The following is a 20,542-nucleotide window of genomic DNA, read 5'->3' as shown; positions in this document are numbered from 1 at the left end:
AGCACGGCCACCGGGGGAACCCCATGCTCATCACTGACGACTTCCTGCCCGTACCGGTGCCGGAGTCGCTCAGCGCGACCTACCTGGTGCCGATGACCGGGCTGCCGAAGGTCAGCGCGAAGACCGCGGTGGCGGCGCTGACCGGCCGGCTGGCCGAGCCGGTGCACGGCCTGGCCCGGCAGATGCTGGACAGCCCGCTGATGAGCGTCGACACCCGGCCGATCAGCGAGTTCCCGGAGCTTCCGCCGGACCTGCTCACCGCGTTCGGCGCCACTGAGGAGCAGTTGGCCCGCCTGGCCGCGGCGACCCACCTGGTGGTCGTGCAGGCCGAGTACCGGCCGGGTTGGCCGCCCGCGCACGAGTGGGCGGCCCGCGCGGTAGCGGCCGCCGTGGCGGAGTCCGTCGGCGGCGACGTGGTGGACGTCTTCGGCCTGCAGTTCCTCGACCCGGCGACCGCGTTGCGTTCACTCCCCGACGAGCAGGGCCGCATCCGGCTGGTCGACTGGGTGCTGGTGCCGTACTCGTCGGACACCGAGGGGTTGTGGTTCACCACCAAGGGGCTGCGGCGCTTCGGGCTGCTGGAGTTGCAGACCCAGGGGGTGCCGGACCACCTCACCCGCGCCTGGGGTGCGGTGATGACGGGGGCGGCCCGGCGGCTGCTGCGGGACTGGACCGACGGGCTCACCGGCGAGGAGGTGCCCGCGTTCGTGCAGTTGCCGGTGCTCGCCACGGTCACCGGGCACGACATCGCGGTGGCGTACGGCAACCCGGAGCAGCACGGCGCGACCGCCCCGGTGCTGCTGCGCCTGGAGTTGGACCCGGCGACCGACCCGGAGGCCGACTCGTTCCTCAGCCTGCGCCCGCCGGCCGGGCACCCCGGTCCGGACGGCCGCTACTACGCCGCCGCCTGCGCGACCCTGTTCTCCGGGATCCAGCCGGACGTGCGCTACGCCCGCTCGGGTGACGCGATGAGCCGGGCGGTCGCCACCGCCCGCGCCGAGCTGGGTGACGCGCGGGCCCGCTTCGTGGCCGGGCAACTGCCCGCCGAGTCGCAGTTGGTGGTGAAGTACGGCCTACCGGGCGACGACGGCCCGGAGTACGTCTGGGCGGGCGTGACCTCCTGGGAGGCGCCGGAACGGATCGTCGGCGTGAGCGCCAGCGACGCCGCCACCGACCCGACGGTCCGCATCGGCGCGCCGGTGGTGGTGGAGGCGACCGACGTCGTCGACTGGGCGGTCCTGGACGCCACGGGCGTCATCCAGGGCGGCTGGACCCAAGCGGTCCTGGACGCAGGCGAACCCCCCACCCCCTAACCCTGACCCTGACCCCCACCCGGCTCCCACCCCCTCCCACCCCTCCCACCCCTCCCACCCCGTTGATCATGAGGTTGACGGGCCGTTGAGAGATCAACGCCCCCGTCAACCTCATGATCAACGCCGGGTGGGGTGGGTGGGGGTGGGAGGGGTGGGTGCGGGTCAGCGGACTGAGGGGGTTACGAAGGGGGGCTTGGTCAGGGTCAGGGGTGCTCGGCGGCCCCGGATGTCGATCTCGACCTGGTCGCCGTCGGTGAGGTCGGCGTCGGTGTCGACGAGGGCCAGCGCGATGCCCTGCTTCCTCGTCGGGCTGAAGGTGCCGCTGGTGACCACGCCGACCTGGGTGTCGCCGACGTGCAGGGTCATCCCGGGCCGCGGGATGGCCCGGTCGACGGCCACCAGGCCGCGCAGCGTACGCCGGGGGCCGGCGGCCTTCTCGGCGAGCAGCGCGTCGCGACCCCAGAAGGCAGGCTTGCCCCAGCCGACCGCCCAGCCGGAGCGGGCCTGCACCGGGCTGATGTCCAGGGAGAGGTCCTGCCCGTGCAGCGGGTAGCCCATCTCGGTGCGCAGCGTGTCACGGGCGGCCAGCCCGCAGGCGCGCAGCCCGAACGTCGCGCCGACAGCGAAGAGCGCGTCCCACACCGCGACCGCGTGCTCCGCCGGCACCACCAGCTCGTAGCCCAGCTCACCGGTGTAGCCGGTACGGCAGACGGTCAACTCCACCCCGGCCAGGCTCGCCGCCGAGAAGCTCATGTAGTCGTGCTCGGTCGGCAGGTCGAGGGCGGCCAGCAACTCGGCCGAGCGGGGGCCCTGCACGGCCAGTACGGCGTACGCCTCGTGCTCGTCGGTGACGGTGACCTGCGCGGGCGCGGCGGCGCGCAACCGGCGCACCACCTCGGCGGTGTTCGCGGCGTTCGGGATGAGGAAGACGTGGTCGTCGGCGTACAGGTAGGCGATGATGTCGTCCACCACACCGCCGGTGGCGTCGTCGCAGCAGAGCGTGTACTGCGCCCGGCCGGGGCCGATCCGGCCCAGGTCGTTGCTGAGGCAGGCGTTCACGAAGTCCGCCGCGCCCGGCCCGCTCACCCGGGCCTTGCCCAGGTGCGACACGTCGAAGACCCCGACCGCCGTCCGGACCGCGGTGTGCTCCTTGAGTACGCCGCCGCCGGCGTACTCCAGCGGCATCTCCCAACCGCCGAAGGGAGCGAACTTGGCACCGGCGGCGGTGTGCCGCTCGTGCAGCGGGGAACGTCGCAGCCGGGTCGCGGCGGCGGCGGAGGTCACGTCGGTCATGGGTGGCAACTTACCGGGGGCAACGTGGCTGGTTAGCATCGGCGGGAGCCCGCTGACGCTGTCGGCGGGACAACCATCACGTCCGGCGGGTAGGTTCCGCCGGAGACCTTCACCGCCGGTACGCGACGCCGCGACCGGCCCGGCCCGCCCGGAGTAGCTTCAGTGACATCACCCCGCACCACCAACCTGAGCCTGGTCGACACCGACCCGGCCGAGCTCGCCGTCGACGCGATCGTCATCGGCCTGCACAGCCAGACCGGAGAGCAGGGCGCCACCAGCGGCCTCGCCGGCACCCTGCTGCTCGCCAGCGGCGCGGAGAGCATCGCCGCCGCCTTCGACGGCACGTTGACCGAGACCCTCGCGCTGCTCGGCGCGACGGGCGGGCCGGGTGAGGTCGTCAAGCTGGCCACGTTGGGCACCGTGACCGCCCCGCTGGTCGTCGCTGTCGGGCTCGGCCCGGAGCCGTCGGGTGCCGCCCCGGCTCCGGAGACGCTGCGCCGGGCCTCCGGTGCGGCGGTCCGGGCCCTGGCCGGCGCGCCGAAGGTCGCGTTGGCGCTGCCGCTGCCGGACGACGCGGACACGTCGGCGGAGCTGCGCGCGGTCGCCGAGGGTGCGCTGCTCGGCGGGTACCGGTTCGCCGGTTACAAGACCCGCCCCCAGCCGACCCGGCGGGAGCCGGTGGCCGAGGTGCTCATCGCGGTGCCGGACGCCGGCGACGCGGTCGCCCAGGCGGAGGTCACCCGGGCGCAGGCGGTGACGGGCGCGGTCCGGGTGAGCCGGGACTGGGTGAACACCGCGCCGAACGAGCTGCGGCCTCCGTCGTTCGCCGACGCGGTCGCCGAGGCCGCCCAGGCGGCGGGGCTGGCCGTCGAGGTGCTGGACGAGGCGGCGCTCGTCGCCGGTGGGTACGGCGGCATCGTCGCGGTCGGGCAGGGTTCGGAGGCTCCGCCGCGGTTGGTGAAGCTCACCTACACCCCGGGGAACGGCGGCAACGGCAAGCGGGTCGCGCTGGTCGGCAAGGGGATCACCTTCGACACCGGCGGCATCTCGATCAAGCCGGCGCAGGGCATGTGGGAGATGAAGTCCGACATGGCGGGCGCGGCTGCGGTCGGCGCGGCCATGCTGGCGATCGCCGCGCTGAAGCCGTCGGTGGCGGTCAGCGGCTACCTGCCGATGGCGGAGAACATGCCGTCGGGTGCCAGCTACCGGCCGGGTGACGTGATCACCATGTTCAACGGCAAGCGGGTGGAGGTGCTCAACACCGACGCCGAGGGCCGCATGGTGCTCGGCGACGCGATGGCCCGCGCCTGCGCGGACGGCACCGACTACCTGTTCGAGACCTCCACCCTGACCGGCGGTCAGGTCATCGCGCTGGGTAAGCGGATGGCCGGTGTGATGGGCACCCCTGAGCTGTGCGAGCGGGTCCAGGCGGTCGGGGACGCGGTCGGCGAGCCGGCCTGGCCGATGCCGCTGCCCGACGACGTGCGCAAGGGCATGGATTCCGACGTGGCGGACATCTCGCAGGTCAACGCCGGGATGGACCGCGCCGGTCACATGCTGCAGGGCGGCGTGTTCCTGCGCGAGTTCGTCACCGACGACGTGGCCTGGGCGCACATCGACATCGCGGGGCCGGGCTACCACTCCGGTGAGCCGACCGGCTACTGGACCAAGGGCGGCACCGGTGTCCCGGTCCGCACCCTGGTGCAGCTCGTCGAGGACATCGCGGCCAACGGCTGACGGATCCGACAGCGAGGGCCCCCGGTCGATGCCGGGGGCCCTCGCTGTCAGTACCGCTCGGGGCGACGTTTGCGGCGCTCGTTGAAGTCGCGCATCCGCTGCGGGTAGCCCATCAGCCGCACGTCGTAGACCGGGATGCCCATCCGGTACGCGAAGCGCCGTGCGCCGTCCGGACCGTCGATGCGCCGGCGGGTCCACTCACCGTCGTCGGCGATCAGGATGACCGTGGTCTCCGTCACCGTCGTGCGGGGCTCGATGAACGCCTCGACGCCGCGCCGACTCCGGATGAAGTTCTCCAGATGGTCCAGATCACCGCGGTCGGCGGCACGGTCATGGCTCGGCACAGCCGTCTGCTTGCGGCGCCGGAACAACCCCACCGGTTCTCTCCCCCAGCTGTATGTCATCGACAACGGTGCCAAGGGTACGTGTCGATGACGTGTCGTTGGGCACCTCGGTACGCACCCTGCGCCCGGTGGTGACAAGATGACCGAGGTGGGGTGTGTCCGTGTTACAACCCCGTGACCCCCGATGCAGCGACGCGACCTGGGAGTTGGACGTGAGCGAGCCGAACGAAGCGACCTTCGACATCGTCATTCTCGGAGGTGGCAGCGGCGGCTACGCGACCGCGCTGCGCGCCGCCCAGCTGGACCTCTCCGTCGCGCTGGTCGAGAAGGGCAAGCTCGGCGGGACCTGCCTGCACAACGGCTGCATCCCGACGAAGGCTCTGCTACACGCCGCCGAGATCGCCGACCAGACCCGCGAGTCCGAGCAGTTCGGTGTGAAGACCGAGCTGGTCGGCATCGACATGGCCGGGGTCAACTCGTACAAGGACGGCGTGATCTCCCGCCTCTACAAGGGCCTGCAGGGCCTCATCGGCGGCTCGAAGAACATCACCGTCGTCACCGGCGCCGGCAAGCTGGTCGGCAAGAACGTGGTCGAGGTGGACGGCAAGCGCTACACCGGCCGCAACATCGTGTTGGCCTCCGGCTCGTACGCGAAGAGCCTGCCCGGCCTGGAGGTCGACGGCGAGCGGATCATCACCAGCGACCACGCCCTCACGATGGACCGGGTGCCGTCGTCGGTGATCGTGCTCGGCGGTGGCGTGATCGGCGTCGAGTTCGCCAGCGTCTGGAAGTCCTTCGGCGTGGACGTGACGATCGTCGAGGCGCTGCCCCGACTGGTCGCCGCCGAGGACGAGGAGTCGTCGAAGGCGCTGGAGCGGGCGTTCCGCAAGCGGAAGATCAACTTCAAGGTCGGCAAGCCGTTCGAGAAGGTCGAGAAGACCGAGAACGGCGTCAAGCTGACCATCCAGGGCGGCGAGACCGTCGAGGCCGAGCTGCTGCTGGTCGCCGTCGGTCGCGGCCCGAACACCGCCGACCTCGGGTACGAGGAGCAGGGCGTCAAGATGGACCGCGGCTACGTGCTGACCGACGAGCGGCTGCGCACCAGCGTGCCGAACGTCTACGCGGTCGGCGACATCGTGCCCGGCCTCCAGCTCGCGCACCGGGGCTTCCAGCAGGGCATCTTCGTGGCCGAGGAGATCGCCGGGCAGACCCCGGCCGCGATCGACGAGGTCGGCATCCCGCGCGTCACCTACTGCGACCCGGAGCTGGCGTCGGTTGGCCTGACCGAGGCGAAGGCCAAGGAGCAGTACGGCGCCGACAAGGTCACGTCGTACAACTACAACCTGGGTGGCAACGGCAAGAGCCAGATCCTCAAGACCACCGGCTTCGTGAAGCTGGTCCGGGTGGAGGACGGCCCGGTCGTCGGCGTACACATGGTCGGCGCCCGGGTGGGTGAGCTGATCGGTGAGGCGCAGCTCATCTACAACTGGGAGGCCTACCCGGCCGAGGTCGCCCAGCTCGTGCACGCCCACCCGACCCAGAACGAGGCCCTGGGCGAGGCGCACCTGGCCCTCGCCGGCAAGCCGCTGCACGCGCACGCCTGACAATCAACCGCGGCGTCCGGCGACGGGCGAAGATCCCACCAGGGGAATGAAGGAGTCTGGAGAAAATGCCGGTATCGGTCACCATGCCTCGGCTCGGCGAGAGCGTCACCGAGGGCACCGTCACTCGCTGGCTCAAGCAGGAGGGCGACACGGTCGAGGTCGACGAGCCCCTGCTCGAAGTCTCCACCGACAAGGTCGACACCGAGATCCCGTCGCCCGCTGCGGGCGTGCTGAGCCGGATCGTGGTCGGTGAGGACGAGACCGCCGAGGTCGGCAGCGAGCTCGCTGTCATCGCCGGTGAGGGCGAGTCCGCCGCCGGCGGCGGCGAGGCCACTCCGCAGGAGCAGGCCCCGGCCGAGGCGGTCGAGCCGGCCGCCGAGCCGACGGCCGCCGCCGAGGGCACCGCCGACCAGGTGGCCCAGGACGAGGCCCCGGCCGAGGCGCCGGCTCCGGCCGCCGCCTCGTCGGGCGAGGGCACCGCGGTGAAGATGCCGGCCCTGGGCGAGAGCGTCACCGAGGGTACGGTCACCCGCTGGCTCAAGCAGGTCGGCGAGACCATCGAGGTCGACGAGCCGCTGCTGGAGGTCTCCACCGACAAGGTGGACACCGAGATCCCGTCCCCGGTCGCCGGCACGGTGCTGGAGATCAAGGTCGCCGAGGACGAGACCGCCGCGGTCGGCGCCGACCTGGCGATCATCGGTGTCGCCGGCGGGACCCCCGCGCAGGCGAAGCCCGAGCCGAAGCCCGAGCCCCAGGCGGAGGCCAAGCCGGAGCCGAAGGCCGAGCCGAAGCCGGAGCCGAAGGTCCAGGAGCCGACGCCGGGCATGTCGTACAACGAGCCGGCTGCGGAGACGGAGAGTTCGGCCCAGCCGGCGAAGACCGAGCAGGCCGCGCAGCCGGCCGCTGCCGCCTCGACGCCGCCGCGTCCGTCCGCGCCCGCGCAGGGTGGCGGCGAGGAGGCCGCCGGCTACGTCACTCCGCTGGTGCGCAAGCTCGCCGCCGAGCACGGTGTGGACCTGTCCTCGCTCAACGGCACCGGCGTGGGTGGCCGGATCCGCAAGCAGGACGTGCTGGAGGCTGCCGAGAAGGCGAAGGCCGCTCCCGCTCCCGCCGCCGCACCGGCCGCCGCTCCGTCGGCGGCTGCGGCCAAGCCGGCCGCCAAGCCGCAGCCCAGCGGCAAGCGGGGCACTGTCGAGAAGCTGCCGCGCATCCGCAAGGCCATCGCGACCCGGCTGCACGAGTCGCTGCACGAGATGGCGCAGCTCACCACCGTGGTCGAGGTGGACGTCACCCGGATCGCGAAGCTGCGGGCCCAGGCGAAGGACTCCTTCGTGCAGCGCCACGGCGTGAAGCTGTCCTTCCTGCCGTTCTTCGCGCTCGCGGCGATCGAGGCGCTGCAGACGTACCCGATCGTCAACGCCCGGATGGATCTCGAAGGCGGGACGATCACCTACCCGGAGGCCGAGCACCTCGGCATCGCCGTGGACACCGAGCGTGGGCTGTTGACGCCGGTCATCCACAACGCCGGTGACCTCAACCTGGGCGGCATCGCCAAGCGGGTCGCCGACCTGGCCGAGCGCACCCGGACCAACAAGATCAGCCCGGACGAGATCGCCGGGGCGACCTTCACGCTCACCAACACGGGCAGCCGGGGTGCGCTCTTCGACACCCCGATCGTGCCGTCGCCGCAGTCGGCGATGCTCGGCACGGGTGCCGTCGTCAAGCGCCCGGTCGTGGTCAACGACCCGGAGCTGGGCGAGGTCGTCGCGGTCCGGTCGATGGTCTACCTGGCCCTGTCCTACGACCACCGACTGATCGACGGTGCCGACGCGGCCCGCTTCCTGACCGCGGTCAAGGAGCGGCTGGAGGCCGGCAACTTCGAGTCGGAGCTGGGCCTGGCCTGATCCGCCTGCACGCCGAAAGGGGCGCCCCGGTCGATGACCGGGGCGCCCCTTTCCGTTGTCGTGGTCAGCTCTTGAGCAGGGCGGTGGAGACCTGCCAGAGCCGCTCGGCGGCCTCCGGGTCCAGCGCGTAGTCGGCGACCCCGGTCCGCTGACCCGGTTGGGCGGGGGCGGCTTCCTGGCAGTTCTCGAAGTAGCGCCCGCCCACCTCGTCGAGCAGTGGTGACGCGGCGACCAGCACGGAGGTGGCGGCGCCCTGCTCGACTGTCTTCCAGGCCGCCGCGTTGCCGCTGCGCAAGCGGGTCAGCTCCTCCTCGCTGACGTAGCGCTGCAGGTTGGTCCGGATCGCGCCGGGCATCAGCGAGTTGGCGAAGATGCCGTCGTCGGACCAGCGCCGGGTCGCCTCCACGGCGAACAGCACGTTGGCCGTCTTGGACTGCCCGTACGCCTGCCACGGCTCGTACTCCCGGTGGTCGTACTGGATGTCCTCGAAGACCACCGGTGAGCGCAGGTGGGCGGCGGAGCTGACCGAGACGATCCGGGCCCCGTCCCCGGCCGCGAGCGCCGGGCGGAGCCCGTTGGCGAGCGCGAAGTGCCCCAGGTGGTTGGTGGCGAACTGCATCTCCCAGCCCTGCGGCGTGCGGGACAGGGGCGCGGCCATGATGCCGGCGTTGTTGACCAGGATGTGCAGCGGGCCGTCCCAGTTGGCGACGAAGTCGGCGATCGAATCCTGGTCGGCGAGGTCGAGCGGGGCGACCAGGACGCGGTCGTTGCCGGTGGTGCCGATGATGTCGTCGGCGGCCTTCTGCCCGGCGTCGAGGTTGCGGACGGCCAGGGTGACCTCCGCTCCGGCGCTGGCCAGAGCGCGGGCGGTCTCCACGCCGATGCCGGACGACCCACCGGTCACGATCGCCCGCCGCCGGACGAGGTCGACGCCCTGGATCACGTCCATGGCGGTGGAGTGCGGGGTGAACGAGGTGGTGATCGGCTTGTTCGTGGTCATGATCCATCCTTGTCCGGGGTGGGTGGGACCGACCGGCCCGCTGGCGTAGGCGGCAGTCCGGGTGGTTTCCCGGCCCGGGCCGGAGGTAACCCGGGATGCCCCGGCCATCGCTGTTCGCCCCTCCGACCAGCCCGGACGCTGCCAGAGTGGGGGCGTGGGCGGTCACCGGCGGCGTGGGCAACTGGGACCGGCCGTCCCGATCGCCCCCGGCGCCCGGGTCGACAAGTTCGAAGTCTTCTTCGACCTCGTCTTCGTCTTCTCGTTCTTCATCATCACCCGGGCGACGGCCGCGAACATCACCGGCCGGCAACTGTTGCACGCCGCTCTGGTGCTCGCCGTGCTCTGGTGGATCTGGGTGGTGCACAGCCTGGTCGCCACCCGGGTCCGGCTCGGCGAGGGCTACGTCCCGGTGCTCATGGTGATCGCGATGGTGGCCCTGTTCGCGTTCGCGTTGGCGCTGCCCCAGGCGTTCAGTGATCCGAAGGGCAGCACGGCGGGCCCGATGCTCGTCGCCATCAGCTACGTCGTGGTCCGGGCCGTCCACATGATCCTCTACCAGCACGTGGTGCGGGACAGCCCGCAGGAACGCCGGCAACTGCGGCGCTTCGCCCCGGAGTTGGCGGTGAGCATCGTGCTGCTGCTGGCCGCCGCGTTGATCCCGCCGCAGATCGCCGACCCGGACGACGCCGCCCTGGTCCGCGACGGCTTGTGGATCACCGTGGTGGTGGTGCAGTACGCCACCGGCTTCATCGTCGGCACCTGGGGCTGGGGGGTGACCAGCGCCGAGCACTGGACGGAGCGCTACGACCTCATCCTGATCATCGCGCTGGGCGAGTCCATCATCTCCACGGGGGTGGGCGGCAACCTGCTCGGCAAGCCGGTGACCTGGCCGGCGGTGGCCGCCGCCGCGCTCGGCATCGTGATCACCGCCGCCCTCTGGTGGGCGCACTTCGACTTCATCGGCCCGGCCGCCCGGATCGCCCTGCACGCGGCGGAGGGCGCCCCCCGCGTGGCGATGGCCCGCGACGCGTACGCGTACGCGTACCTGCCGATGATCGCCGGGGTGATCCTCTTCTCGATCGGCAACGAGCAGATGCTGCACAAGATCACCGATCCGGCCGGCGGGATCGCCGAGAAGATCGAGGGGCCGGCGGTGCCGATGCTCTTCGGTGGGCTGATCTGCTACTTCGCTGTCAACCTGCTGTTCCAGCTGCGTACCCTGCACACCGTCAGCTGGACCCGGGTCGGCGTCATCGTGGTGCTCGCAGCCGCCCTCCCGATCGGTCAGCACCTGCCGGTACTGTGCACGCTCATCCTCGCCACGCTTATCTGTGTGGGCCTGGTGGCCGTGGAGGTGCTGGTGATGTCGCAGTCCCGGCACGCGCTGCGGTCCGCCGTCTTCCAGGAGCGGACCACCCACGAGGCGCACGAGGCGGCCTGGCGTGCGCGCTGGCACGACGTCCCGGAGAGCGACGAGCCGACGGGTCCCTAAGCGGCGGACCCCGGTGACAGGGCGGCACCGGCCCGTCCGGTCGGGATAGACTCCGGCGCAGCGTCGCGGTGCACCCGGCACGAAGGCCGCCGTGGGCATGGAGGCGCGGGGACAGCATGGGACGAACGTGCACCCGACCGGTTCACCGGCCGACCGGCTCGCCGCCGTCGGCAATCAGATGATCGAGATCCACCTCTGGCTCAGCGCGGAGCTGGCCCGTCTCCGGGCAAGCCTCGGCACCCCGTCGCGTGACCTGCGAGCACACTGTCTGACCTTCTGCACCGCCCTGGGTCGACACCACACCGGTGAGGACACCGGCGCGTTCCGGCTGCTGGCCGAGCAGGCCCCCGAACTGCGTCCGGTCATCGCCAACCTGATCACCGACCACGAGGTGGTGGCGGGGATCCTGGGGCGGGTCGAGGCGTTGCTGGCCGGTGACGTGGCAGTGCCGGTCGAGCAGGTACGCGGTGAGCTGGACGGCTTGGCCGCGCTGCTGGAGTCGCACTTCCGCTACGAGGAGAAGCGACTGGTCACCGCCCTGAACGCGCTCACCGGTCGACCCGGGACAGCCGAGGACCTCCTCGGCCTGACCGTGCCGCCCGGCTGAGCCGTGATCGACTCCGGATCGCCGATGTGGCGGGGTCACCGACCGCGGGACACCGCCACATCGGCACAGCTGCCGGTGCCGACCACCGTCACGACGGCTCCGGGCCGGGCAGCCGCTCGTAGTAGCGGATCTTCGCCCGGAGGTGCTCGTACTGGCGCTGCAGCAGGTCCATCTGCTCCTCGACCCGTACCGCGTGGTGTTGCAGCAGCTCACGACGCTCGTCGGCGGTGTGTTCACCCGCGCGGGCCAGTTGCGCGTAGCGGCGCATCTGCGCGATCGGCATCCCGGTGTCGCGCAGGCACCGGAACAGCTCCAGCCAGCCGAGGTCGTCGTCGGTGAAGACCCGCTGCCCACCGGCCGTCCGCTCCACGTCGGCGAGCAGGCCGATCTTCTCGTAGTACCGCAGGGTGTCCAGGCTGAAGCCGCTGCGGCGGGCGGCCTCCGAGGGGGCGTAACCGCTCATGTCGCGGAATCGTAGTGCTTGACCTGGAGCGCGCTCCAGGTTGGAGGGTGGAGCGCATGACGATGACACGAACGCTGGGACGCAGCGGCATCGAGGTGAGCGCGATCGGGATGGGGTGCTGGGCCATCGGTGGCCCGCTCTGGGGCGACGACCGACAGCCCTTCGGCTGGGGCGAGGTGGACGACGACGAGTCGATCCGCACCATCCACCGCGCGCTCGACCTCGGGGTGACCCTGTTCGACACGGCCAGCAACTACGGCGCGGGGCACAGCGAGCGGATCCTCGGTCGGGCCCTGGCCGGCCGACGGGACGGCGTGGTGATCGCCACGAAGTTCGGCAACGTCAGCGAGGAGGCCACCCGGCGCGCGCTCGGCACCGACGCCAGCCCGGCCTTCGCGGTACGCAGCCTGGAAGACTCGCTGCGCCGGCTCGGCACCGACCACGTCGACCTGTACCAACTGCACATCAACGAGCTGCCGGTGCCCGCCGCGCTCGATCTGGTCGACACCCTGGAGGCCCTGGTCGACCAGGGCAAGATCCGGGCGTACGGCTGGAGCACCGACGAACCGGCCTCGGCGGAGGCGTTCGCTGCCGCCGGCCCGCACTGTGCCGCCATCCAACACGACGAGTCGGTGCTGCGGGACAACGCGGCGGTGCTGGCGGTCTGCGACACCCACGACCTGGCCAGCCTCAACCGTGGGCCACTGGCGATGGGCCTGCTCACCGGGTCGACGCGGGCGGTCGGGACGGACGACGTGCGCGGGCGGGCGCCGGAGTGGTTGGACTGGTTCACCGACGGCCGACCGACGCCCCGCTGGGCGACCCGCGTCGAACAGGTCCGCGCGGCGCTCACCGCCGACGGGCGGACGCTCGCGCAGGGCGCGTTGGGCTGGCTGCTGGCCCGCAGCCCGCGTACGGTGCCGATCCCCGGCCTGCGCACCGTGGCGCAGGCCGACGAGAACCTGGCCACCCTGGAGCTCGGGCCGCTCGACGCCGACGCGTACGCCGAGGTGGAGCGTCTGCTCGCCGATCTGCGCCCCGCCTGAGCCCACCGGGCATCCACCGACGGCGTTCTGGACGAAGATGGGGGTATGCGGATCCTTCTGGCCGGCGCGTCCGGCTTCCTCGGTACCCGGCTGGCCGACCGGTTCGCGGCGGACGGGCACGACGTCACCCGGCTGGTCCGTCGGGCACCGCGGGGTCCTCAGGAGCGGCGCTGGGACCCGGCGGCCGCGCAGCTCGACCCGGCCGTGGCCGCCGAGGCGGACGCGGTGGTCAACCTGGCCGGCGCGGGCGTCGGCGACAAGCGCTGGAACGACGACTACCGGCGGTTGATCCGCACCAGCCGGGCGGACAGCACCACCACACTGGCGACCACCATCGCCGGGCTCCCCGCCGCCGACCGCCCCCGGGTGCTGCTCAACTCCTCGGCCGTCGGGTGGTACGGCAACACCGGCGACCGGGCGGTCGAGGAGGACGCGCCGGCCGGTGAGGGCTTCCTGGCCGACGTCTGCCGGGTGTGGGAGGCCGCGACCCGACCGGCCGAGGACGCCGGGGTACGCGTCGTACGGCTGCGTACCGGCCTGCCGCTGGACCGCGACGGTGGTCTGCTCAAACCGCAGTTGCTGCCGTTCAAGTTGGGCATCGCCGGTCGGCTGGGCAGCGGCCGGCAGTGGCTGCCGTGGATCTCGATGGAGGACTGGCTGGACGCGGCCCGTTTCCTGCTGGACCGCGACGACATCTCCGGCCCGGTCAACGTGGTGGGGCCGAACCCGGTGACGAACGCCGAGTTCACCAGCGAGCTGGCCCGGCAGCTGCACCGGCCGGCGATCATCCCGATCCCCGCGCTGGCGCTCAAGGTCGTCCTCGGCGGCTTCGCCCACGAGGCCCTCACCAGCACCCGGGTCCTCCCCGGCGTCCTGACGAGAGCCGGCTACCGCTACCAGCACCCTGATCTGCCCGGCGCACTGCGCGCAGCCCTGACCCCCTGACCACCCGCCACAATCGGCGTTGATCAAGAGGTTTGCGTCAGATTTCGGCTTCCTGATGACGCAAACCTCTTGATCAACAGGGGCAGGGGTGGGGTCAGCAGCCGATCACCCAGTAGTTGGGGCCGGTCTGCTTGAGGGCGCTGGTGTAGAAGGTGTTGTAGAGGCCCATCCGCTGGTTGGAGCCGTTGGCGTAGGCGTAGCCACCGGACTGGTACGCCCGGCCGGCCGCCACGTGCGCGTAGTTGCTGGCGGTCACACAGGTCGCCGGCACGGTCGGGGTGGGCGTCGGGGTCGGGGTCGGCGTGACGGTCGGAGTCGGGGTCGGGGTGACGGTCGGGGTGGGGGTCGGGCCGGTGCCGCCGCCGTTCAGGCCGAAGAAGAGCGCGTCCCGGTACGTCGAGCAGATGGTGTCCAGGAAGTACGCCGCAGCGGTGCCGCACTGGTCCGCGCCCGAGCCCGGGTCGACCGGCGTCCCGTGGCCCATCCCGGAGACCCGGTAGAGGCGCACGTCGTCGTTGCCGTACACCTCGAGGGTCGTGTTGCCGGGAAGCGACGACGTGCTGCTCGGGGTCTGCGAGACGCCCCGCACGTTGGTCCACTGGTCGCGGGACTCGGTGCCGTTGAGCGGCGTGACGGTGGTGTCCGAGGTGCCGTGCCAGATGGCCACCCGGGGGCGCGGGCCGGTGTAGCCGGAGTACGCGCCGCGCACCAGGTCACCCCAGGCGGCCGGGGTCTTGTCCGCGCCCGGGTTCATGCAGCTGAACGCGTTGACCATGCTGGTGGCGCAGCGGTACGGGATGCCCGCGATGATCGACCCGGCGGCGAAGACGTCCGGGTAGGTGGCGAGCATGACGGCGCTCATCGCCCCACCGGCGGAGAGGCCGCTGACGTAGACCCGGGAGCCGTTCACGCCGAAGTTGGCCTTGGCGTGGTCGACCATCTGCTTGATCGACAGCGCCTCGCCCTGGCCTCGGGTGGTGTCCCCGGCCTCGAAGAAGTTGAAGCAGGAGTTGGCGTTGTTGCCGGACGGCTGCTGGGCGACGATCAGGGCGAACTTCCACTGGTCGGCGTACTTCTGCCAACCCGAGTTGGCGAAGTAGCCGGAGGCGTTCTGGACGCACCCGTGCAGCAGGACGACGGCCGGGGAGTTGGCCGGCAGGTTGTCCGGGCGGTAGGCGTACATGGCGAGGTTGCCCGGGTTGGAGCCGAACCCGGTGACCTGGGTGAGGGTGGCGGCCTGGGCGGGTGCGGCGACGGCGAACGCTCCGACCAGGGCGAGGGCGAGCCCGGCGATGGCGCCGGTCAGCCGGGTGAGGGTGGACGAGGAGCGGCGCACGGCAGCCTCCTGAGGGGCGGACTGTGAACTGGGTCACTGTCGAATTGCCGAGACGTTACGACGATGTGTCGCCGTTATGACATGGGGCACACTCACACATTTACGGCGACCGCTGTGTACGCCGAACCAGCGACCGCCGCCGCCGAAGGGGAAGCCACCACAACCGCCGGTCTGACCGGCGTGTCCAGGTCCGGTTGGTAACGTCCGCTGCGTGCCGTCCTCCCCGTCGCTGGCCACCGGGCCCGCACCAGCGTCACCGCCACGTGTCGTCCGGGACCGCCGGGCCGACCTGATCGTCGCGCTGGTGGCGCTCGCGCTCGCCGTCTGGGTGACGAGCGGGCTGTGGCGGGACCCGAACACCCGCACGATCACCGCCAACTCCAGCGACCAGGCTCTCTTCGAGTGGCTGCTGGCCTTCGGCGGGCACGCGGTCACCCACGGCGACAACCCGCTCTTCACCTACCTGATCAACGTCCCGGACGGCGTGAACCTCGCGGTCAACACCTCGATCACGGTGTACGCGGTGGTGTTCGCCCCGCTCACGTTCCTCATCGGGCCGCCGGCGACGTTCCTGGTGATCCTCACCCTGAACCTGTTCGCCACCGCGCTGGCCTGGTACTGGTTCCTCTCCCGGCACCTGGTCCGCAGCCGGCTGGCCGCCGGGATCGGTGCCCTGTTCATCGCCTACTCCCCCGGCATGGTGTCGCACGCCAACGCCCACCTGAACTGGACCGCCGGTTGGCTGGTGCCGCTGCTGGTCTGGCGGCTGTTCGCGCTGCGCCGGGCGGGGCACTGGCTGCGCGACGGGGTGATCCTCGGCGTGCTGGTCGCGGTGGCCTTCTCAATCGCCGCCGAAGGGCTCTTCTTCACCGCGCTGGCGCTCGGGGTGTTCGTCGCCGTCTGGGCGCTGCACCCGGCCAACCGCGCCGAGGCACGCGCCGTGCTGCCCGACTTCCTGCGCGGGCTCGGGGTGACCGCCGTGGTCGCCGGTGTGCTGCTGTCGTACCCGCTGTGGTTGCACTTCGCCGGGCCGCAACGGTTCCACGGCACCGGTTTCGACCCCGTGATCCATTCCGAGGACATCGCGGCGTTCGCCGCCTTCCCGCGCCGCTCGCTGGCCGGTGAGGCGGGGCTCGGCACCTCGCTCGCGCCGAACCCGACGGAGGAGAACTCCTTCTTCGGCATCCCGCTGCTGATCCTCACCGTGATCTGCTTCGTCGCGCTCTGGCGACGGGCCGACGCGAACCGCCGGGCCACCCTCTGGGCGCTGGGCGCCCTGGCGCTGATCTTCTCGGTGCTCTCCTTCGGCCCGGTCGCCAAGGTCGACGGGCGTCGCACCGACCTGCCCATGCCGTTCGACGTGCTCGGTCAGCTTCCCGTGGTGAACGCCGCGCTGCCCGCCCGGCTGGCCCTGATCGTCGCGCCGGTGATCGGGCTGGTGCTGGCGTACGCCGTCGACCAGCTGCGCACCGCACCACCCCGGTACCGCCCCACGGAGCTGGCCTGGGTGATCGGGTTCGCGGCGGCCCTGGTGCCGTTGCTGCCCACCCCGCTGCTGACCGACGAGCGGGAACCGATCCCGCGGTTCATCACGTCCGGCACCTGGCGGGAGTACGTCTCACCGGACGGGGTGCTGACCCCGGTGCCGCTGACCGTGGACATCTACCCGGACGGCCAGCGCTGGCAGGCGTACGCGTTGTCGCACCGGCAGGGCGAGTTCGCGATCCCCGGCGGTTTCTTCCTCGGCCCCGGAGGGCCGGACGGGCGTGGCCGGATCGGTCCGGTCCCGCGCACCCTGAGCGCCCTGATGGACCAGGCCGGTCGCACCGGCCTGGTGCCGATCATCACCGACGGGACCATCCAGGCGGTCCAGTCGGACCTACGGCACTGGCGGATCGAGACGGTGGTGCTCGCCGACGAGGTGCACGGCGCGAAGTTCGAGGTCGACGAGGAGGCGCTACGGCGTACCGGCGTCGCCCTGTTCGGCGAACCGCAACGGGTCGACGACGTCTGGCTCTGGCGCATCCCGCCCGCCGACCGGTAGACCGCGCCACGCTATCGACCGGGGCATCGTAACCGGTCGGGATCGCGTCTAATGGGGTGATGCGAATGACCGGTGGGCGATGGCGACGCGCGGTCGTGGGCGCCGTCGCGCTGGTCCTCGTCGCGCTCAGCGCTCCAACGGCCACGGCCGCTGACAGCATCGCCACGGTCGTGGGCGGCGCCGTCACCGACGGCACGGCCGACGGAGGCACTGTCACCGACCGCACGGCCGGGGTGCTGCCGAGCCGGGTGCGCGATCCGTGGCTGTGGCAGGCCACCGTGGGGCAACGCCCGGCCGGTCCGGCCGCGCTGGTGTTCTTCACCGACCGCACCCGCTATTTCGAGTCGACCGGCGTGCTGGTCGACCGGGACGGCGCCTACCGGCTCATCCCGATCGGCATGGCGGAGGGGCACGGGCTGCTCTCCCCCGACGGGCGCCACTACCTGCGGCCACAGTCCGGCGAGTTGCTGGACCTCACCACCGGTCAGCAGCGCCGCACAGTGAAACCCGGGCTGCACCCGTTCGCCTGGTCACCGGATGGGCGACGCGTGCTCGGCACCCGCAGCAACGACGACCACGTCATCAGCTACGGGCCGGACAATCAGCAGCTCAACGACCCGGAGAAGCCCGACGACCTGCTCGTCGTCGATCCGCGCGGGGGCAGCGAGCAGGTGGTCGCGGCCGGCACCTTCGCCGCCCACGACGGGGCGGCCTGGTCACCCGATGGCGACCTGGTGGCGGTCACCGGCCCGCCCGACGTGCCCGCTCGGCTCGCCGAACGCCAGCGACTCGTGGTCCTGGACCCGACCGCTGGCGGTCCTCGCTGGCAGGTCGACCTGGGCGACCGGCGGATACTGGCCGGCCCCGCCGCCTGGCATCCGGACGGCCGGCGGCTCGCGCTGCTCGCCTTCGACGGCTGCGCCGGGCCCAGGTGCACGGCCGAGCAGCTGGCGGCGCGCAGCTGGCGGATCGAGTTCCTGGACACGGCCACCGGTCAGGCGGTCGGCCGGGCCCTACCGGCCGGCACCTCGGTCAGCGGGCTCGTCGGCTGGCGCGGCGACGACCCGCTCCTGCGGTATGTCACCAGGACGGAGGCGGACACGGACCGGCAGGCCACTCTCGCCGCGCTGTCGCCCGAGGGCGGTCGCGAGGTGCTGGTGACCACGCCGGTCGGGTCGACCGACCTGATGGTGCCGGGCGACCTTCTGACCCGGGCCGCGTTCGGTGGGCCGGAGCCCCGACCGTCACCGTTCGCCGCCCCGCTCTGGGTCTACCTGGCAGTGGCCGCGCCGATGCTGCTCGTGATCGCTCTCGTCGTCCGCCGGACCCGCCGCCGTCGCGCTGCGACGGGCCCCGCTCCGGCGTGACGACGCGCCGCCGAGTGGCAGCGCGACCGACATGACGTGGCCCTGGTGAGGCGGCTCACCAGGGATGATCGCCCCGGACGGGACTAGGCTGGTTGCCGTGACAACGACGACCCCCGGCCTGACGGCCGTCCGTGCCGGTCTGCTCGACTACCAGGCCGCCTGGGACGAGCAGCGGAGCCTGCACGAGTCGGTGGTGGCGGGCGAGCGCGGCGACACGGTGCTGCTGCTGGAGCACCCGAGCGTCTACACGGCGGGCAAGCGCACCGAACCGTGGGACCGGCCCGTGGACGGCACTCCGGTCGTCGACGTGGACCGCGGCGGCAAGATCACCTGGCACGGGCCGGGGCAGCTCGTCGGTTACCCGATCCTGCGCCTGCCGGACCCGGTGGACGTGGTCGCCTACGTGCGCCGGACCGAAGAGCTGCTCATCGACGTGTGCGCGGAGTTCGGGCTGACCGCCGGCCGGGTCGAGGGGCGCAGTGGGGTCTGGGTGCCCGCTGACGACCGGGGGCCGGCCCGCAAGGTGGCGGCCATCGGCATCCGGGTGGCCCGGGGCGTCACCCTGCACGGCTTCTCGATCAACTGTGACTGCGACCTGACGTACTTCGACCGGATCGTGCCGTGCGGCATCCGGGACGCGGGCGTCACCTCGCTCACCGCCGAGCTGGGCCGCCCGATCACCGTCGCCGACGTGCTGCCGGTGGTCGAGCGCCGGCTGTCCACCCTGATCGACATCTGAGCGCACAGCCGGCGCACGGCCCTACGGCGTCAGGCGGTGCAGGTCGCGCGGGAACGCGGTGACCTCCCGGACGTTGGCCGCGCCGACCAGGCGGGCGACGAAGCGTTCCAGGCCGATGGCGAAGCCACCGTGCGGTGGCATGCCGTGCCGGAACGCGTCCAGATATCCGGCGTACGGCTCGGTCGGCTCGCCCCGGGCCGCCAACGCCGCCAGGTAGTCGGCGTGCCGGTGCAACCGCTGCCCGCCGGTGACCAGTTCCAGGCCACGGAAGAGCAGGTCGAAACCGTTCGAGTACGCGGGCCGCGCCGGGTCGGGGTGGGTGTAGAACGGTCGCTTCGCCATCGGGTAGCCGGTGACGAAGAGGAAGTCCGAGCCGTGTTCGCGGCGGGCCCACCCGCCCAGCGCCCGCTCGTGGGCGGGCGCGAGGTCCGGCTCGTCGGCGGGCGCACCGGCGATCGCCAGCGCCTCGGTGAAGTGCACCGCCGGGATCTCCGCCGGCACGACCGGCACGTCGACGCCGAGCGTGGTCAGCGCGGCCCCGGCCCGTTCAGCCACCGTGTCCAGCATCCCGGCCACCGTGTCGCGCAGCACCCGCATCACGTCGGAGTGGTCGGCGACGAAACCCAGCTCCGCGTCGAGCGAGGTGTACTGCGCGAGGTGCCGGACGGTGTCGTGCGGCTCGGCCCGGAAGACCGGCCCCACCTCGTAGACCCGTTCGAAGACACCGACCATCAGTTGCTTGTAGAACTGCGGTGACTGGGCCAGGTACGCGGGCGCGCCGAACCAGTCCAGCGCGAAGACGTTCGCCCCGCTCTCGGTGGAGGAGCCGACGATCTTCGGGGTGTGGATCTCCACGAACCGCTGGGCGTCGAGGGCGGCCCGGAACCCGGCCACCGCCGCCGCCGAGATCCGCAACGCGGACGACCGGGTGGGGTGTCGCAGCGCGGTGGGCGCGTTGTCCAACTGGGTGGGCAGGCTCGCGGTGAGCGCCGGCCGGTACAGGTCGAACGGTGGCGGCACGGCGGGCGGCCCGAGTGGACGTACCGTCGGGTCGGTCAGCTCGACCCCGGCGGGCGCCGTGTCGTTCGCGGTGACCTTGGCGGTGACCTCGACGACCGTCTCCTCGGTGAGTTTCTCCAGGTCGGCGCGGACGGCCGGGTCGGTGACGACCACCTGGGCCAGGCCGGTGGCGTCGCGCACGATCAGGAAGGCCACCGACTTGAGCAGTCGACGGCGGTGCACCCAGCCGGCGACGCGCACGGTCTCGCCGATCCGGGCGGGCAGGTGGTGGGACAGGGTTCGTTGCAT

Annotated in this window: 17 protein-coding genes; 11 read left to right on the top strand and 6 right to left on the bottom strand. The window is 72.1% G+C overall.

Annotated features, from left to right (window positions below; all coding sequences use genetic code 11):
* The first annotated feature begins 23 nt into the window (after positions 1-23).
* Positions 24-1,313, top strand: coding sequence for a DUF2314 domain-containing protein (locus O7617_RS20550; protein WP_282257468.1), 1,290 nt, complete (start codon positions 24-26; stop codon positions 1,311-1,313).
* A gap of 162 nt (positions 1,314-1,475) precedes the next feature.
* Here O7617_RS20550 and gcvT read toward each other — a convergent pair whose 3' ends face one another.
* Positions 1,476-2,606, bottom strand: a complete 1,131-nt coding sequence (gene gcvT, locus O7617_RS20545; protein WP_282257466.1) for a glycine cleavage system aminomethyltransferase GcvT — start codon at positions 2,604-2,606, stop codon at positions 1,476-1,478.
* Between the two features lie 162 nt (positions 2,607-2,768).
* On the opposite strand from gcvT, the gene O7617_RS20540 reads away from it, so the two are divergent.
* A complete protein-coding gene (locus O7617_RS20540) occupies positions 2,769-4,343 on the top strand; it encodes a leucyl aminopeptidase (RefSeq protein ID WP_282257464.1) in 1,575 nt (524 codons plus the stop codon).
* A gap of 47 nt (positions 4,344-4,390) precedes the next feature.
* Here the strand turns inward: O7617_RS20540 and O7617_RS20535 are convergent, their stop codons facing one another.
* Positions 4,391-4,720, bottom strand: a complete 330-nt coding sequence (locus tag O7617_RS20535; protein WP_145785515.1) for a hypothetical protein — start codon at positions 4,718-4,720, stop codon at positions 4,391-4,393.
* A 179-nt stretch (positions 4,721-4,899) separates the two neighbouring features.
* Here O7617_RS20535 and lpdA point away from each other — a divergent pair, with 179 nt between their 5' ends.
* Both lpdA and sucB read left to right on the top strand, forming a co-directional pair.
* Positions 4,900-6,291, top strand: coding sequence for a dihydrolipoyl dehydrogenase (gene lpdA / locus O7617_RS20530; RefSeq protein ID WP_282257460.1), 1,392 nt, complete (start codon positions 4,900-4,902; stop codon positions 6,289-6,291).
* 65 nt (positions 6,292-6,356) lie between these two features.
* A complete protein-coding gene (sucB, locus tag O7617_RS20525) occupies positions 6,357-8,195 on the top strand; it encodes a 2-oxoglutarate dehydrogenase, E2 component, dihydrolipoamide succinyltransferase (protein ID WP_282257459.1) in 1,839 nt (612 codons plus the stop codon).
* 64 nt (positions 8,196-8,259) lie between these two features.
* On the opposite strand, the gene O7617_RS20520 is transcribed toward sucB, so the two are convergent.
* Positions 8,260-9,195: an SDR family NAD(P)-dependent oxidoreductase gene (locus O7617_RS20520; RefSeq protein WP_282257457.1), complete on the bottom strand. Its 936-nt coding sequence runs from the start codon at positions 9,193-9,195 to the stop codon at positions 8,260-8,262.
* A 154-nt stretch (positions 9,196-9,349) separates the two neighbouring features.
* Here O7617_RS20520 and O7617_RS20515 point away from each other — a divergent pair, with 154 nt between their 5' ends.
* Together O7617_RS20515 and O7617_RS20510 are read left to right on the top strand one after the other, a co-directional pair.
* Complete coding sequence (locus tag O7617_RS20515; protein WP_282257456.1) at positions 9,350-10,687, top strand: low temperature requirement protein A; 1,338 nt, start codon at positions 9,350-9,352, stop codon at positions 10,685-10,687.
* Positions 10,688-10,814: 127 nt separating this feature from the next.
* A complete protein-coding gene (locus O7617_RS20510) occupies positions 10,815-11,294 on the top strand; it encodes a hemerythrin domain-containing protein (protein ID WP_282257454.1) in 480 nt (159 codons plus the stop codon).
* 88 nt (positions 11,295-11,382) lie between these two features.
* On the opposite strand, the gene O7617_RS20505 is transcribed toward O7617_RS20510, so the two are convergent.
* Positions 11,383-11,757, bottom strand: a complete 375-nt coding sequence (locus tag O7617_RS20505) for a MerR family transcriptional regulator (protein WP_282257452.1) — start codon at positions 11,755-11,757, stop codon at positions 11,383-11,385.
* Positions 11,758-11,813: 56 nt separating this feature from the next.
* Here O7617_RS20505 and O7617_RS20500 point away from each other — a divergent pair, with 56 nt between their 5' ends.
* Together O7617_RS20500 and O7617_RS20495 are read left to right on the top strand one after the other, a co-directional pair.
* Positions 11,814-12,803 (top strand): aldo/keto reductase, encoded by a 990-nt coding sequence (locus O7617_RS20500; protein WP_282257451.1) that lies wholly within the window; start codon positions 11,814-11,816, stop codon positions 12,801-12,803.
* A 45-nt stretch (positions 12,804-12,848) separates the two neighbouring features.
* Entirely contained in the window at positions 12,849-13,748 is a 900-nt protein-coding gene (locus O7617_RS20495) for a TIGR01777 family oxidoreductase (protein WP_282257450.1), read from the top strand.
* A gap of 94 nt (positions 13,749-13,842) precedes the next feature.
* Here O7617_RS20495 and O7617_RS20490 read toward each other — a convergent pair whose 3' ends face one another.
* On the bottom strand, positions 13,843-15,084 hold the full coding sequence (locus tag O7617_RS20490; protein WP_282257449.1) for a PHB depolymerase family esterase: 1,242 nt from the start codon (positions 15,082-15,084) through the stop codon (positions 13,843-13,845).
* Positions 15,085-15,295: 211 nt separating this feature from the next.
* On the opposite strand from O7617_RS20490, the gene O7617_RS20485 reads away from it, so the two are divergent.
* The 3 genes from O7617_RS20485 to lipB all read left to right on the top strand — a co-directional run bounded on the left by O7617_RS20485 (position 15,296) and on the right by lipB (position 19,234).
* Entirely contained in the window at positions 15,296-17,128 is a 1,833-nt protein-coding gene (locus tag O7617_RS20485) for a DUF2079 domain-containing protein (protein ID WP_282257448.1), read from the top strand.
* A 65-nt stretch (positions 17,129-17,193) separates the two neighbouring features.
* A complete protein-coding gene (locus O7617_RS20480; protein WP_282257447.1) occupies positions 17,194-18,495 on the top strand; it encodes a hypothetical protein in 1,302 nt (433 codons plus the stop codon).
* A gap of 97 nt (positions 18,496-18,592) precedes the next feature.
* Positions 18,593-19,234 (top strand): lipoyl(octanoyl) transferase LipB, encoded by a 642-nt coding sequence (gene lipB / locus O7617_RS20475; RefSeq protein ID WP_282257446.1) that lies wholly within the window; start codon positions 18,593-18,595, stop codon positions 19,232-19,234.
* A 21-nt stretch (positions 19,235-19,255) separates the two neighbouring features.
* Here lipB and aspS read toward each other — a convergent pair whose 3' ends face one another.
* Complete coding sequence (gene aspS, locus O7617_RS20470; protein ID WP_282257445.1) at positions 19,256-20,542, bottom strand: aspartate--tRNA(Asn) ligase; 1,287 nt, start codon at positions 20,540-20,542, stop codon at positions 19,256-19,258.

Origin of the sequence: Micromonospora sp. WMMD1155 (assembly GCF_029581275.1) — a bacterium.
In the GTDB taxonomy this organism is placed as follows: domain Bacteria; phylum Actinomycetota; class Actinomycetes; order Mycobacteriales; family Micromonosporaceae; genus Micromonospora.
The sequence above is the reverse complement of the archived record's forward strand: the minus strand, read 5'-3'. Positions and strand labels throughout refer to the sequence as shown.

Excerpts from the sequence above, each read along its gene's own strand:
- O7617_RS20550 (WP_282257468.1), top strand. The coding sequence starts at position 24 with ATGCTCATCACTGACGACTTCCTGCCCGTACCGGTGCCGGAGTCGCTC.
- gcvT (WP_282257466.1), bottom strand. The coding sequence starts at position 2,606 with ATGACCGACGTGACCTCCGCCGCCGCCGCGACCCGGCTGCGACGTTCC.
- sucB (WP_282257459.1), top strand. The coding sequence starts at position 6,357 with ATGCCGGTATCGGTCACCATGCCTCGGCTCGGCGAGAGCGTCACCGAG.
- O7617_RS20520 (WP_282257457.1), bottom strand. The coding sequence starts at position 9,195 with ATGACCACGAACAAGCCGATCACCACCTCGTTCACCCCGCACTCCACC.
- O7617_RS20505 (WP_282257452.1), bottom strand. The coding sequence starts at position 11,757 with ATGAGCGGTTACGCCCCCTCGGAGGCCGCCCGCCGCAGCGGCTTCAGC.
- O7617_RS20500 (WP_282257451.1), top strand. The coding sequence starts at position 11,814 with ATGACGATGACACGAACGCTGGGACGCAGCGGCATCGAGGTGAGCGCG.
- O7617_RS20495 (WP_282257450.1), top strand. The coding sequence starts at position 12,849 with ATGCGGATCCTTCTGGCCGGCGCGTCCGGCTTCCTCGGTACCCGGCTG.
- O7617_RS20480 (WP_282257447.1), top strand. The coding sequence starts at position 17,194 with ATGACCGGTGGGCGATGGCGACGCGCGGTCGTGGGCGCCGTCGCGCTG.
- aspS (WP_282257445.1), bottom strand. The coding sequence starts at position 20,542 with ATGCAACGAACCCTGTCCCACCACCTGCCCGCCCGGATCGGCGAGACC.